The 13,891-nt window shown below is 35.4% G+C and carries 17 protein-coding genes and 2 tRNA genes; 17 read left to right on the plus strand and 2 right to left on the minus strand.

The genetic code is table 11. The features are described from left to right. The first annotated feature begins 1 nt into the window (after position 1). The 11 genes from racE (at position 2) to AN959_RS13780 (ending at position 7,719) form a co-directional block, all read left to right on the plus strand. Positions 2 to 799 carry a glutamate racemase gene (gene racE, locus AN959_RS13740; protein WP_056831489.1) on the plus strand — a complete coding sequence of 266 codons (798 nt, stop codon included), beginning with the start codon at positions 2 to 4 and terminating at the stop codon, positions 797 to 799. Positions 800 to 871: 72 nt separating this feature from the next. After that, on the plus strand, positions 872 to 1,636 hold the full coding sequence (gene rph / locus AN959_RS13745) for a ribonuclease PH (protein WP_056831492.1): 765 nt from the start codon (positions 872 to 874) through the stop codon (positions 1,634 to 1,636). Then, positions 1,633 to 2,235, plus strand: coding sequence for an XTP/dITP diphosphatase (locus AN959_RS13750; protein WP_056831493.1), 603 nt, complete (start codon positions 1,633 to 1,635; stop codon positions 2,233 to 2,235). Before rph ends, AN959_RS13750 begins: the two co-directional genes overlap by 4 nt. An 8-nt stretch (positions 2,236 to 2,243) precedes the next feature. Continuing rightward, positions 2,244 to 2,744, plus strand: a complete 501-nt coding sequence (locus AN959_RS13755) for a metallophosphoesterase family protein (RefSeq protein ID WP_056831495.1) — start codon at positions 2,244 to 2,246, stop codon at positions 2,742 to 2,744. Between the two features lie 78 nt (positions 2,745 to 2,822). Then, positions 2,823 to 2,896 (plus strand) — tRNA-Arg (locus AN959_RS13760). 268 nt (positions 2,897 to 3,164) lie between these two features. Then, positions 3,165 to 3,332: a hypothetical protein gene (locus AN959_RS20745; protein ID WP_172794374.1), complete on the plus strand. Its 168-nt coding sequence runs from the start codon at positions 3,165 to 3,167 to the stop codon at positions 3,330 to 3,332. An 18-nt stretch (positions 3,333 to 3,350) separates the two neighbouring features. Continuing rightward, complete coding sequence (locus AN959_RS22035; protein ID WP_371256567.1) at positions 3,351 to 3,578, plus strand: Ger(x)C family spore germination C-terminal domain-containing protein; 228 nt, start codon at positions 3,351 to 3,353, stop codon at positions 3,576 to 3,578. A 210-nt stretch (positions 3,579 to 3,788) separates the two neighbouring features. Then, positions 3,789 to 3,862 (plus strand) — tRNA-Arg (locus AN959_RS13765). Positions 3,863 to 4,050: 188 nt separating this feature from the next. Further along, positions 4,051 to 4,407: a hypothetical protein gene (locus AN959_RS13770; RefSeq protein WP_056831497.1), complete on the plus strand. Its 357-nt coding sequence runs from the start codon at positions 4,051 to 4,053 to the stop codon at positions 4,405 to 4,407. Positions 4,408 to 4,610: 203 nt separating this feature from the next. Further along, positions 4,611 to 6,221, plus strand: coding sequence for an amidohydrolase (locus AN959_RS13775; RefSeq protein WP_371256560.1), 1,611 nt, complete (start codon positions 4,611 to 4,613; stop codon positions 6,219 to 6,221). A 34-nt stretch (positions 6,222 to 6,255) separates the two neighbouring features. After that, positions 6,256 to 7,719, plus strand: coding sequence for a sodium:alanine symporter family protein (locus AN959_RS13780; protein ID WP_056831499.1), 1,464 nt, complete (start codon positions 6,256 to 6,258; stop codon positions 7,717 to 7,719). Between the two features lie 46 nt (positions 7,720 to 7,765). Here the strand turns inward: AN959_RS13780 and AN959_RS13785 are convergent, their stop codons facing one another. Together AN959_RS13785 and AN959_RS13790 are read right to left on the minus strand one after the other, a co-directional pair. Continuing rightward, complete coding sequence (locus AN959_RS13785) at positions 7,766 to 8,623, minus strand: manganese catalase family protein (protein WP_056831500.1); 858 nt, start codon at positions 8,621 to 8,623, stop codon at positions 7,766 to 7,768. A gap of 68 nt (positions 8,624 to 8,691) precedes the next feature. Then, the gene (locus AN959_RS13790; RefSeq protein ID WP_056831503.1) at positions 8,692 to 9,525 is read right to left on the minus strand and encodes a Ku protein; all 834 of its coding nucleotides are present in this window, start codon (positions 9,523 to 9,525) and stop codon (positions 8,692 to 8,694) included. A 114-nt stretch (positions 9,526 to 9,639) separates the two neighbouring features. On the opposite strand from AN959_RS13790, the gene AN959_RS13795 reads away from it, so the two are divergent. From AN959_RS13795 to AN959_RS13815, 6 genes are all read left to right on the plus strand, one after another. Further along, on the plus strand, positions 9,640 to 11,466 hold the full coding sequence (locus AN959_RS13795) for a DNA ligase D (RefSeq protein WP_056832083.1): 1,827 nt from the start codon (positions 9,640 to 9,642) through the stop codon (positions 11,464 to 11,466). Positions 11,467 to 11,544: 78 nt separating this feature from the next. Then, positions 11,545 to 11,766, plus strand: coding sequence for a hypothetical protein (locus tag AN959_RS13800; protein ID WP_053588726.1), 222 nt, complete (start codon positions 11,545 to 11,547; stop codon positions 11,764 to 11,766). Then, positions 11,766 to 12,140, plus strand: coding sequence for a YolD-like family protein (locus AN959_RS13805; RefSeq protein WP_053588727.1), 375 nt, complete (start codon positions 11,766 to 11,768; stop codon positions 12,138 to 12,140). The genes AN959_RS13800 and AN959_RS13805 overlap by 1 nt, the downstream gene beginning before the upstream one ends. 16 nt (positions 12,141 to 12,156) lie before the next feature. After that, positions 12,157 to 12,312 (plus strand): hypothetical protein, encoded by a 156-nt coding sequence (locus tag AN959_RS21075; protein WP_156350799.1) that lies wholly within the window; start codon positions 12,157 to 12,159, stop codon positions 12,310 to 12,312. A 146-nt stretch (positions 12,313 to 12,458) separates the two neighbouring features. Beyond that, positions 12,459 to 12,767, plus strand: a complete 309-nt coding sequence (locus AN959_RS13810) for a KGG domain-containing protein (RefSeq protein ID WP_056831505.1) — start codon at positions 12,459 to 12,461, stop codon at positions 12,765 to 12,767. 564 nt (positions 12,768 to 13,331) lie between these two features. Continuing rightward, on the plus strand, positions 13,332 to 13,889 hold the full coding sequence (locus AN959_RS13815; RefSeq protein WP_056831507.1) for a hypothetical protein: 558 nt from the start codon (positions 13,332 to 13,334) through the stop codon (positions 13,887 to 13,889). Positions 13,890 to 13,891: the final 2 nt, after the last annotated feature.

The raw sequence follows: 13,891 nt of genomic DNA on the forward strand, positions 1-13,891 counted from the left end.
AGTGAAAGCCCCGATTGGCGTTATAGACTCTGGAGTTGGCGGTTTAACAGTCGCAAAAGAAATTATGCGACTTTTGCCGAATGAAGAAATTATTTATATTGGTGATACTGCAAGATGTCCATATGGACCGCGTTCAAGCGGAGAAGTACGTAAGTTTACATGGCAATTAGCAACTGCCTTATCTAAAATGAACATTAAAATGCTGGTCATTGCTTGTAATACAGCAACGGCCGTTGCACTTGATTCTTTAAGCAAAAAAATGCCCTTTCCAGTAATTGGTGTTATTTTTCCAGGCGCACGTGCGGCGATGAAAGCTACAAAAAAAAATGAAATTGTAGTCTTAGGTACAAGCGGTACAATAAAAAGTGGGGCTTATGAAGAGGCTATAACTGCTCTGAATTCATCGAGTAAAGTTATACCGCTTGCATGCCCTACTTTCGTGCCTCTTGTGGAAAGCAATGAGTATGAAGGGGAATTTGCCCGTAACATGGTATTTAACACGTTATTACCATTGCAAAATGAACAATTTGATACGGTCATCCTTGGATGTACACATTACCCTTTATTACAAAAATACATAGAGGAAGCTGTTGGCCCTCAGGTAAAGGTGCTTTCCTCGGCAGAGGAAACAGCACAGGAAGTATTAGAGTACTTGGATTATCATCAAATGCATAATCCACTTTCGGGTAACAAGCAGCCAATATTCTATACAACTGGCTCTATTCCAATCTTTAAGACAATTGTCGAGAAGTGGTTAGTACTGCAAAATGCGGATGTAAGAACAATTTCATTTACATGACCCTGTTAACTTGAGAATCCTCGAATAGCGGGGTCTTATTTTGCTTGATGAGTAATAAAAAAGGAGAAGTATATGACAACAAGAACTGATGGTAGAAATGTAGATCAACTAAGGGATATACAAATAGAAACAAATTATTTAATTCATCCAGAAGGCTCCGTATTAATAACAGTTGGACGAACAAAGGTCATTTGTAACGCAACGATCGAAGATAGAGTGCCACCTTTTTTAAGAGGACAAGGTAAGGGCTGGATTACTGCAGAATATTCTATGCTTCCACGAGCTACGCAATCTCGTACACAACGAGAAGCATCAAAAGGTAAAGTAACAGGTCGTACGATGGAAATACAACGTCTAATAGGACGAGCGTTGCGTTCGGTAGTCGACCTAGAAAGTATTGGTGAAAAAACTATTTGGATTGATTGTGATGTTATCCAAGCGGACGGAGGAACTAGAACAGCTAGTATAACAGGAGCATTTGTTGCTTTAACGATTGCACTTGGTAAATTGTATGAAGAAAAGAACTTGCCAGTATTTCCTGTGCGTCATTATTTAGCAGCGACAAGTGTTGGAATTATTGATAATGTTGGTGTTGTATTAGATTTAAACTACGAGGAAGATTCTTCAGCAGCGGTGGATATGAACATTGTTCAAACAAGTAGTGGAGAGTATGTGGAACTACAAGGCACTGGGGAAGAAGCAACTTTTTCGAAAAAAGAGTTATTGGAACTGCTTGAGTTTGGAGAGATTGGTATTCAACAACTAATGAGTGTTCAACGAAATGCACTTGGAGAGTTGGCCAATAAAATCGGTGATAAAGGTCAGGTGTTAGAATGAAAAAAATTATTATTGCAACAAAAAACAAAGGAAAAGCAAAAGATTTTGAAGCACTATTTGGACCACTTGGCTATGAAGTCTTAACTTTGCATGATGTTGCGGAAGATATGGATGTAGAAGAAACTGGCACTACATTTGAAGAAAATGCATTGTTAAAGGCGACAGCCCTAGCAGAGCGTTTACAAACGATTGTCATAGCTGATGATAGCGGATTAGAAATTGATGCGTTAGACGGACGTCCAGGCATCTATTCTGCACGATACGCAGGAGAAGAAAAAAGTGATGAAGCAAATATCGTTAAAGTGTTAAAAGAGCTTGAAAACGTGGCTGATTCAAACCGAACAGCAAGATTTGTTTGTGCTATTGCAGTTGCTTCCCCTTCAATTGAACCAATAACAGTAAGAGGGACTTGTGAAGGTGTTATTGCAAGAGAAAGAAAAGGAAGCAATGGGTTTGGATATGATCCAATTTTTTATGTTCCATCTGAAAATAGGATGATGGCTGAATTATCTGGAGAAGAAAAAGGTGCAATTTCTCATAGAGGTAATGCAATTAAAAAATTGTCGGTCAAGCTACCTGAGTTATTGAAGGGCGAATAGGTAGTAGAATGAAGTTATTAATTATCAGTGATACTCATCAGGATACAAAAACAATGGAAGAAGTTATCCAACATCACCATGAAGTTGATACGATCATCCATTGTGGAGATAGTGAACTGGACTTTTCATACTTTGCAGATAAACCAATTTATGTTGTTCGAGGGAACTGTGATTTTGATTTACAATTTCCGGAGGAACATGTGTTTAAAGTGGGAGATGAAATTGTGTATGTTACTCATGGGCATAAGCATAGAGTGAAATCTACGCTTATGCCACTGAGTTATCGTGCACAAGAATTAAATGCTTCCATTGTGTGCTTTGGTCATTCTCATTTGATTGGTGCAGAAATAAACAAGGGCATTCTTTTTGTGAATCCCGGCAGCTTACATAAGCCACGTGGCCGTAAAGAAAAAAGCTATGCTATTGTTGAAAAGCATAAAGATGGGTGGAATGTATTTTTCTATTCCTCCGAGCATATTATTATTGAAAATATAATTTTTAAGTTTTAGTGAAATAGCGTTGACTTAATTCAAAATAGATTATATAATAAATCTTGTCTTTCCTATCTGTGTGGTGGGGGAGTTCTTGTCTCAGTAGCTCAGCTGGATAGAGCAACGCCCTTCTAAGGCGTCGGTCGGGAGTTCGAATCTCTCCTGGGACGTAAACATTAATAATCCAAACCATGATATATCAATGTTTAGACAAATAGGGGTAAACGGTCAGGATTCGAACCTAACCAAATATCCCTACTAAATATTGAAACGAAACTACCTTCTAATCAAATTTGATTAGGAGGTTTTTTTGTGTCTAATATATTCAATGGAATATGAATTCTATGCAATCTCTATTCTATTTCAATAACTTTACTTATAATACTTTGTTTTATTGTCAAAACTATGCAATACCAACTTATGATAGAAGGTTTTAAAGTGAAGGGAATTAGTGTCGGACAAATTAGTATATTACACATCATTTTTCTTTCGATGACTGTTATCGGGTTAAAAAATCATGTGACGATCCTTCCACCAATTTTGCAAGTTGTAGGGAGAGATGGCTGGATTAAAGGTCAATTTAAAACCTCAAGTGGAAAACTATAGACTGTAATATTAGATGATATTAAAGTAAAAGTAGATCCAATAGTCAATAATGATATAGTGAAATTTGATATCAATGTAAGTGTGAATGTAGATGTTAGTGTCTTTCAAGGAAATATAACATCTGAAGAAATTCGAAAGGGTGTTATTAAGCAAGTGAAAAAAGAGATAAACGAAACATATAAAGAGGGCTTAATAAATGATATTGATATTTACCGACTGTCTGAACAGGTTTACAGAAAAAAGTAAAGACTTGGAAAAAACAACAAATAGATGGAAAGATAAAGCTCAACGAGGACTCCATACGGAATCTTAATGTTAGCGTAATCAAGGTCTATTCAGGTAGAAATTCATTTAAAGAAACAATTCAATAATTATCAAAATTTATTCTTGACATTATATAGAAAATCTCAGATAATATATATTGTCTTCCTACTATTTGGATAGGCAGGTAATATTGTCTCAGTAGCTCAGCTGGATAGAGCAACGCCCTTCTAAGGCGTCGGTCGGGAGTTCGAATCTCTCCTGGGACATTTTCTGTGTGTTTTAACCTAATAACATGAAAAAGCGTTTAAGATGGTTGTTATATCAACGTCTCGAACGCTTTTTTATTTTTTGTAGTTTTTTAACTGTGTAATCCGTTGATTTAGCCTTCCATTTTCGCCTATGCAAAAAAATGTATATAGAATATTTATACATAATCGGGATTGGGGGAACTTGAATGGATACAATCACAAATTATGTGGATCTATGTAGAAAAATCGATACTATTGAAAAGCATTTGCTACAAATTGATGAGGATTTAGAGGTTTGGAGAGAAGAAAATAAGCTGTTATTCACAGTGATGAACAGCCAGGAAATTTTCCATACTACACAAGTAAGAAACATTCAGAACTTACAAAACAAAAAAAGTAGGCTACAAAAGATGCATGATTTTTATTTAGAAATAAAGAGTGAGAAAGAAAACAAAACAAGCATGCTGAAGGGGTTAAATTATCAAATTTCTCGAATGAAATACAAAGAGAATAAATCGTACAAACAAATTGCGGACGAATTAAATTGGCATATACAATATTAAGGACAAACGAGCATCTCATAGAGGTGCTTTTTTATATTCTTATAATTTTATGATATTTATTAGGCGTTCTACTTTCTTCTAATCATTCATATATTTTCAATACAATGTACAGANAATTAAAGCAATAGCAATATTTTCTTTCTATCCTATTAGTTTACTAACATAAATTACTTCTATTTTAATAAGAGAGAGGGGTAAATATTTTGAAGGCAATTTATACAAACGGTACTTTCTACACAATGAATACTTCTAAACCTACTGTCCAGTCTATTGTTGTTGATAATGAAAGAATTTTAGATATGGGAGCACACGAAGATATGATTCTTCAATGGGGGAGAAAAGGAACACCCATTATTAACATGGAAGAAAAAACTATAATCCCAGGTTTGATTGACAGTCATCTTCATATTTCAAGTGTAGGGATTAATTCTCTAGAGCTTAATCTTATTGGCATAAAATCGAAAGATGAGCTACTAGCTGCAATTAAGAAAAAAGCAAGCACATTATTGCCAGGGGAATGGATATTAGGACGTGGATGGGATGAAAATATTTTTCCGGATAAACGAATTCCTTCCATACAAGAACTGGACTATGTTGCTCCTTACTTTCCGCTTTTTTTACCTCGAATATGTGGACACGCATTTTTAGTAAACAGTCGTGCCCTTTCACTCTGTGGATATCATACCGATATGTTCGTTCCGTACGGTGGCACTATCGTAACAGATCCTTCAAGCAGTAAACCTACTAGCTTATTGCTTGAAACTGCTTCAACCCTCATTACAAAACATATACCCCAAAAAAGTTTTTCACAGTTAAAAGATGCCTTAAAAAATGCACTACAAGATGCAGTTAGCCTTGGTTTAACAAGCATACACACAAATGACCCAAATTATTTAGGAGGTGCAATTCAAACCTACAAACTATTCAATGAGCTTGTAAATAAAGAAGGTATCGGTCCAAGAAGTAATCTTTTAATGGACTATGATTATTTAGAAGAATTAAAAGCATCCAATATGTTTACAGGTTATGGAAATAATAAAGTGATGATCGGAGCAATCAAGCTTTTTGCAGATGGTGCATTAGGCGGCAGAACTGCTCTACTTTCTCAGCCCTATGAAGATGATGGAAATAACTTTGGAAATGCGATGTATGATAATGATGAACTTTTTCAAATTATTAAAGATATCCGAGAAAATAATATGCCTGTTGCCATACATGCTATTGGTGACTTAGCTTTAAAAAATGTTTTAGATAGTTTAGATTTATTCGAACCAACTAGATTTAGAGATAGACTCATTCATGTATCTATTTTAAATGAAGTATTGATGGAAAGACTAAAAGGTTCAAATCGAATTTCGGATGTACAACCAAAGTTTGTAACAAGTGATTACCCATGGATTATAGATAGATTAGGTGAATACAGAGCTAAGTTTGCTTATCCATTTAAAACACTTTTACAAAACGGGGTATTGTGTGCAGGTGGTTCAGATGCACCAATCGAACCGTTAAATCCATTGTTAGGAATTCATGCAGCTGTGACACGCAAGAAAAGAGAAGAGACTCACGATGGATATAATGTACAAGAGAAATTGTCCATGTATGAAGCGATTCAACTTTTTACTCTAGGAGGTGCTTATGCAACAAACGAGGAATATGAGAAGGGAACACTTGAAAGAGGAAAACTATGTGATATGACGGTACTCTCACAAGACCCATTTCGTATGAAAAGTGCTGATGAGTTGTTGACTACAAAAGTAGAAATGACAGTAATAGGCGGAGAAATTAAATACCGAAATAACGAACTAATTAACTAAGAAAGTAACTAAAAAATAAGGGAGGAAATTGAATATGGACGCTGTACTTGAAACAATTGTTGGATGGCTATGGGGATTACCGCTAATTTTCACTGTTTTATTTGTTGGATTATATTTCACCATTGGGAGCAAGCTATTCCAGTTCGGGTATTTACCTCATATCTTTAAATCTACCTTCGGTAAAGTATTTTCAAAGCGAGACAAGTCGAAAGATTCGAAAGGAATATTAACTCCATTTCAAGCCGTAAGTACAGCAATTGGCGGAAGTGTTGGAGTTGGAAATATAGGGGGAGTTGCTACAGCCATCGCAATTGGTGGTCCTGGAGCGGTCTTTTGGATGTGGATCACAGCACTTCTTGGTATGATTACGAAAACCGTAGAAGTAACATTATCTGTTTACTATCGCAACACAGATGAAAAAGGAAATCCGTATGGCGGTCCAACCTATTACATGGAAAAAGGGCTTGGTGAAGAAAAGAAATTTAAATATTGGAAAGTGCCCGCCATTCTCTTTGGTTTTGGAATCTTTACAACGTTTTTTATTACGCTTCAAAATTATACGATTTCTGAAGCATTGAGCTCGTCGTTTAATATTGGTATGATTCCCGCTTCTCTTATCTATTTAACAATTATTTATATCATCATTTACGGTGGCATCAAGCGTATTGGTGAAATTGCCTCTTTACTTGTGCCTTTCATGTGTTTGTTTTATGTTATTGCGGGTCTATTTATTATTTTCAAAAATTACTCCGAAATCATTCCTGTCTTTGGTTTAATATTTGACAGTGCATTTTCTGGGATGGCAGCTGTCGGCGGTTTTACTGGTGCGGCTATTGCTCAAGTAATCCGTATGGGTGTAGCGCGTGCCGTGTATAGTAATGAAGCTGGCTGGGGAACTTCTCCAATGATTCACTCTACAGCGAAAACGGATCATCCTATTAAACAAGGTATGTGGGGAGCAGTAGAAGTTTTTGTTGATACGATTATTGTTTGTTCGATTACAGCTTTTACAATCATCATTACGGGAGTTTGGTCGTCTGGCTTAGATGGTGCTGCATTAACATTGTCTGCTTTTGAAATTGGAATCGGTGAATTCGGTCGTTATATTATCACCATATCAATTTTCTTATTCGGGCTAACAACTTCTACCGGATGGTATACGTACTATGAAATCTTATTGAGACACGTGTTTAAAGACGAGAAAAAGGTTACGCTAAAATATAAAATTCTAACCCTTTTCAAGTGGCTGTATCCAATTCCTGGATCATTGATGGTTATTTACGCTGTAATGTATAATCTCCCAGGAAAAGCAGTTTGGTATTTTGCAGACATAACAACTGCCATTCCGACATTTGTAAACTTAGTTGTTATATTAATACTTAGTAAAAAATTCTTTGAATTACTTCGAGATTATAAGGCTAGATATTTAAATATAGGAGTAGTAGACCCAAATTTTAGTGTCTTTTATGAAGATAAAATGAAGAAAGGGAATAGGTAGAGAATATTTAAAACCGCAAAGATTAGACTTTGCGGTTTTTTCATCCTTAATTATTCATATCCGACAATCCAGGGCTATGCTCATTTGGCATATCTGGCATTAGTGGCACTGGGTATCCTTGAGGAGGATCTGTAACCGCAAGAGTTCCATCATTTCTACTTGGTGATTGTCCCTGAAATATTTCAGCTATTCTAGTCGGATCCAGTCTAAAATTAAATTGGGAATTATGGAATCCCATATCCACATACTTTTTACATTCTGGATACTTGTTAATATCGTAATTAGGAATCGGGAAAATTTTTCCCCAATCTACACCCAGTGTTTCTAAAGCTTTTGCAAAAGCATTTTGATGTGCATTATCTCGTACGATTAAAAAAGCGAGCGTTTCCCGGAAGGTTTTGTTCGAACTCATTTCGTAAATTCGAGTCTTTTGTAGTACTCCTGTTGATTCCAGTACTACATTATTTAATAAATCGGCAATTAGATTGCCGTGTGCATACACCCAAGAACCGTTCCATGGATTTCCGGCTGCATCTACTGGTAGAGAAGCTTGTGCTCCAACAATAAAATGATGCGGGTTTGCATGTCTTACAGCATCATCTAGTGGGGCATTATCCATTCCAGCGTTTCCTGGAATTGCAGATTCACCTGAGTCATTTAATAACTGATTTATTGTATTTTGTACAAGTTCTACATGGGCGATTTCTTCCAAGAAAACACCTCGAAGCAGGTCGCGAAATTGTGTTTCTTTTCCTCTAAAATTGGAACTTTGGAAAAAGTATTGCATCATCGTTCTCATTTCACCATAATGTCCACCAAGTATTTCTTGTAAAACTCTTGCTGCTTGTGGATCAGGTTTGTCTGGTGTAATTATATTAATTAGTTCTTCTTTGTAATAATACATTCTTTATTTACCCTCGTTTCAAAATTTAATCGATTCATCATAAAGTGTGTTTAAATAAGTTCAATTATTCACGCTAAAGTTTTTGCTTTTGTTGTTCTCTTTCTTGTTGCAGGCTTTTTCTTTTTCGTTTTATCAAGGGAAGCTTGTAGCGCGGACATTAAATCTGTCACATTGGAAGGGGCAACTGGTTGTTTTTCATCTGTTGCTGTTACTATTTGATTGCCTGTTTTCTTTTCTTCAATTAACTCCATTAGTGCGGTACGATAGTCATCTGTGTACTTTTCAGGATCGAATGCTGTTGTTAACTGATCGACCAATAATAGAGCCGTCTCGAGTTCTCGTTGCACAACGTCTTGTTCGCTAGGGATATTTGGAACGTCTAGAGTGCTTCTAACTTCATCTGGAAAATGAATAGTTTCCATCATTAATGTCTCTTTATACACTCGGACTACCGCTAACTGCTCCTTGGATCTAATAATGATTTTGGCTATGCCAATTTTTCCTGACTCAAGTAAAGCCTTTCTTAAAAGGGAGTAGGCTTTTCCTCCTCCGCTATCTGGAGCCATGAAATAACTACGTTCAAAGTAAATAGGATCTATTTCCTCCAATTTTACGAAGTCGATTATTTCTACTGCTTTATCCTCATTTTCTTTTCTTAATTTCTCCAGTTCTTCTTCATCCAAAATAACAAATTTATTCTTGGAGTACTCATATGCTTTTACGATATCTTCACTTTTTACTTCTTGTTTACACCCTTCACAAACTTTTTGATAACTGATAGGTGTATGGCATTCCTTATGAAGTTGTCTTAATTTAATATCTTTATTTTCCGTTGCAGTGTGAAGCTTAATCGGAATATTAACTAAGCCAAAGCTAATACTTCCTTTCCAAACTGTATGCATGTGCATTCACCACTTTTTCTTTTTCTTCTTACTATGCAATCTTTTGACCATTTTTATGTATTAGGATGGCTAATTGTTCAAAAGCTAGGTAAAAAGAAAATGCGGGTGAAAATGTTGAAACCTATGCTTTTAACAGATGCAACGGAAATTCCAGTAGGAAAAGACTGGTTATATGAACCAAAATATGATGGTTTTCGATGCATTTTAGAATGGGAAAGTGAACCAATACTAAAAAGTAGAAATGGGAAAATACTTAACCTGATGTTTCCGGAGATTATTAATTATTGTCATGAAATTTATGAACAAATTCAGTCTTACTTGCCTTTAACACTCGATGGCGAGTTGGTTCATTTAACGAATAATTTTAATAGTAACTTTTCTGTTGTCCAATTGAGAGGAAGAATGCGTAACGAAGATGTCATTCAAAACCATGTACAACGGTTCCCATGTCATTATGTTGCTTTTGATCTTCTTGTTAAAAAAGGAGAAGGTCAATTCGGTCTTTCTCTTACAAAGCGAAAACAGCAATTGAAAAATCTATTTCAGAAGCTAAATCTTCCTCTTTCCATAAATTATGAAAATGTACAGCGACTGCAAGCAATAGATGTTTACATGGATAATGAAAGCTTATGGAATCAAATAGTAGTGAATAATGGAGAAGGGTTAATAGCAAAGAGAAAAAATAGTACGTGGATTAGTGAGAAGCGCACCGGTAACTGGTTGAAAATAAAAAACTGGAAATTTGTGAGTGTGATTCTAACCAAATTTGATAAAAGTAATAATTTTTTTCATGGTGCTGTTTACTTGAATGAGGAACTTGTAGAAATAGTTACGTTTCTTCATGGACTAAAAGAAGAAGAGTTAAAAACATTGGCAACCCTATTTCAATCCAATGGAAAGAAGGTAAATAAAAACATTTGGGAAATAGAACCTTCGATATGCGTGGATATCGCATGTATAGATTTTGATGGAAAAAGTTTAAGAGAACCAAGATTCCATCGATTTAGCTTTGAAAAGGAGCCACATGAATGTCAGTGGCAACAAATGCAAAGACAACTATTCCCTTTGCCAGAAAAGGTTACAATTACTCACCCAGATAAACCGATTTGGCCAGCTAATGGTCTTCAAAAAGATGATTATTTGTTTTATTTACAAAATATTTCCTCTTTTATTCTTCCTTTTTTAAGTGACCGCCAGCTTACGGTCATTCGGTATCCGCATGGAGTTCCTGGAGAAAGTTTTTATCAAAAAAATTTCCCTGATAATGTTCCAAATTTCATTAAAACAGAACAGATAGAGGATAACCGTTACGTGATGTGTAATGATTTGGAATCATTACTTTGGCTTGGAAATCAGCTTGCATTAGAATTTCATATACCTTTCCAGCCTATCTACACAACTAAACCGACTGAAATAGTATTTGACCTTGATCCTCCTTCTGTTCACGAGTTTTCCTTAGCAGTTGAAGCAGCATTAAGAATGAAGGCTATATTCGATCACTTTGAACTTCCTTCTTTTATTAAAACTTCTGGTGGTAAGGGGTTACAGATTTATATTCCATTGCCTTTGAATAAGTATTCTTATGATGATACCCGCGTGTTTACAAAGTTTGTTTGCGATTTTTTATGTGAGCAGGAACCAAAATGGTTTACCACCGAGCGCCTAAAAAAAAATCGTTATAACAAATTATATTTGGATTATGTTCAACATCACGAAGGAAAAACGATTATCGCTCCATATTCTACTAGAGGAAACGAATATGGTTTTGTTGCCACTCCATTAATTTGGGAGGAAGTATGTGACTCTTTAAAGCCAGACTTATTTTCTATTCATTCTGTTTTGGAACGTATAAAAAAAATTGGCAATCCATTTCGTGACATTCGTCAAGGAGTCGAGGAGCAAAAACTTGAAAATGTACTACAGCAGTTAAAAGGGGATTAAAATTACTCATAATTACCATTGATTAAAAACGTATGTTCGGCATATAATAAGAACAAACGTTCTTAAGGAGAGGTTAATGTGAAGGATGAAATTTCGAAGTATATGCGTTATGGACAATTACTGGATGTAATGTATCTATCGAGAAGTGGTGAGGTGACGAAAAGGCGAATAAAGGTTTTGAAGTTACAAGGAGAATCATTTCAAGTGTATTGTTTCACTCGAAACGCAAAACGAACTTTTCTTATTGGCAACGTTCTCGCATGCATCCCTGTCATTAACAGAGAGAAGGATGTTATCTAATGTCTTCCTTTGATGATTTTATACATGAAAAACTGGACTTATCAAAAGTGCAGGATAGAGGTTCTAAAAAGTGGGTGGCGATGATGTTACCTGAACATCTCAAGCTTATTAGACAATATAATGATGACTCAAAAAAAATACCCAAACCCGAATTGAATGAATGGGATCTTGAAGCCATACAAGAATCAATCGAACTAGCGATGAAAAGGAACGTAGAAGTAAAAATTAAACTATGGAAAGATGGTGGATTTACTATATATGTTGGAAAGTTGATATGGGTGGACTTAAATCGACGATTAATTGAAATGGAAGATACCTTCAAATCATTCTCTTTAAGATTGGATGAAATAGTTGATATCACCTTATTAGAATAGAAAGAAGGTTCTTGCCGTGGATCAAGAGAAAAAAGAGGTAGAAATAAATGAATTAATAGAAGAATTGATGAATCAATACCCACATCAAAATATAATGGATGCCCTCGATTATTTAGCCTCCTCTTTTCTAATCGAGGGAAAGAAAGAATCTAAGCACAAATACACTACATAAGGTCATTTAAGTAGGGATCACCTTTTCATATTACTTTTTTCTCATTATGAAAAACTATTAAAATTTGTGTTTAACTCGACTAGAGGTGGGAATATAAATAGTGAGCTTGATTACCAAGCTTGAAAAACTATGAAGGAGGAATTAACATGGCAAACAACCAAAACAATCGCAACAGAAACAACAATGGAAACATGAGTGTCGAAGAAGCGGGACGTAAAGGTGGAGAAGCTACCTCCCGAAATCACGACAGAGATTTTTATGAAGAAATCGGTCAAAAAGGTGGAGAAGCTACCTCCAGAAATCACGATCGCGACTTTTACGAAGAAATCGGCCAAAAAGGCGGAGAAGCGCGGAGTGAACAAAACAACGGCAACAATAATGGCAAAATGAGCAGAGAAGAAGCTGGCCGTAAGGGCGGAGAAGCTCGTAGCAGACAACGTAATAACAATAATTAATTAAAAAATTGTCAATTAAAAATCACAATTGAATAGCTAAATAGAGTTATATTGTAACTCAAAGACAGCCATAGTTGAATTTCAACTATGGTTGTCTTTTTTTATGATTAAATAATTTATTTCAGGGAGATAGAAAGTACCATCGAATAAAGAGGGGGGATAGCGACCGAAATTGCATCTTCGGGAGCTTGCAAGATTAGTAGGACAAAATTTATTCTCTAATTATACATAATGCTTTTATTAACCAGTCTTTAAAAGTTGCAGGAGGACTACGGACAGACCACAGCCACAAGATTACTGAAAAAACAGGAGGGTCGAGACGGTAGTCACGACCCTCCTGTCTTTTAAAAATCACACAGTAATGATGTAGCAATTACCTGTCCACGGTGCTCCAGAAACGAATGAAAACAAGTATTACCCAAAGAAAAACTCAGTACATAAAGATTGAAATAAAATAAAAATTGTTATATATTATTTCCTGTTGGAAAAAACATGAAAACACAATGAATGTCATATTCTTANAAATTTATAATTTTGAACTATAAGGAGAAGAACGACGAATAAATGAACGATAAATATACAGAGAAAAATCTTTGTGAATTGATAAGTGCAACGATGCAGTCAGTGGAAATGGATGTTCAATTAAGACAAGATAACTCTGGAGTTAATATGAGTTATAACTTTATCGGAGATTATGTAGGTTTTGATGCAAATCGTTTAATAGAAGCAAAAGAGGAAATGCAAACAACCATCTCCTTGGAGGTATATATAAAAACGATAACATTGCATGAGTTGGGTCATGCAATTGATCGGAAGGCTCTATTGGAAACGTTAGACCGAACGATAGAGATTTTTGACGCAAAAAGGAATAATTCTCTATATGAACTTTATAATCGTGTAGATTTACTTTCGATGGTAATAGAAGAACATGAAATGAATCTTATTTTTGAAGAAACAGCATGGGAAAATGCACAAAAACTTAACGAAAAGTTTCAAATTGTCGAAGAGAAATGCTTCGAAGCTATTAAAAAGTATAGCTTAGAAACATATACTGACTTATATCATGAAGACTTGAATTTATATGAAAAACTAGTAAAAGAGCACACTGTACAAATCGCTTAATA

This window comes from Psychrobacillus sp. FJAT-21963 (assembly GCF_001420585.1).
Classification (GTDB): domain Bacteria; phylum Bacillota; class Bacilli; order Bacillales_A; family Planococcaceae; genus Psychrobacillus.

Coding starts and splice junctions, on each gene's coding strand:
- rph (WP_056831492.1), top strand. CDS start 872: ATGACAACAAGAACTGATGGTAGAAATGTAGATCAACTAAGGGATATA.
- AN959_RS13750 (WP_056831493.1), top strand. CDS start 1,633: ATGAAAAAAATTATTATTGCAACAAAAAACAAAGGAAAAGCAAAAGAT.
- AN959_RS13755 (WP_056831495.1), top strand. CDS start 2,244: ATGAAGTTATTAATTATCAGTGATACTCATCAGGATACAAAAACAATG.
- AN959_RS13770 (WP_056831497.1), top strand. CDS start 4,051: ATGGATACAATCACAAATTATGTGGATCTATGTAGAAAAATCGATACT.
- AN959_RS13780 (WP_056831499.1), top strand. CDS start 6,256: ATGGACGCTGTACTTGAAACAATTGTTGGATGGCTATGGGGATTACCG.
- AN959_RS13785 (WP_056831500.1), bottom strand. CDS start 8,623: ATGTATTATTACAAAGAAGAACTAATTAATATAATTACACCAGACAAA.
- AN959_RS13790 (WP_056831503.1), bottom strand. CDS start 9,525: ATGCATACAGTTTGGAAAGGAAGTATTAGCTTTGGCTTAGTTAATATT.
- AN959_RS13805 (WP_053588727.1), top strand. CDS start 11,766: ATGTCTTCCTTTGATGATTTTATACATGAAAAACTGGACTTATCAAAA.
- AN959_RS13810 (WP_056831505.1), top strand. CDS start 12,459: ATGGCAAACAACCAAAACAATCGCAACAGAAACAACAATGGAAACATG.
- AN959_RS13815 (WP_056831507.1), top strand. CDS start 13,332: ATGAACGATAAATATACAGAGAAAAATCTTTGTGAATTGATAAGTGCA.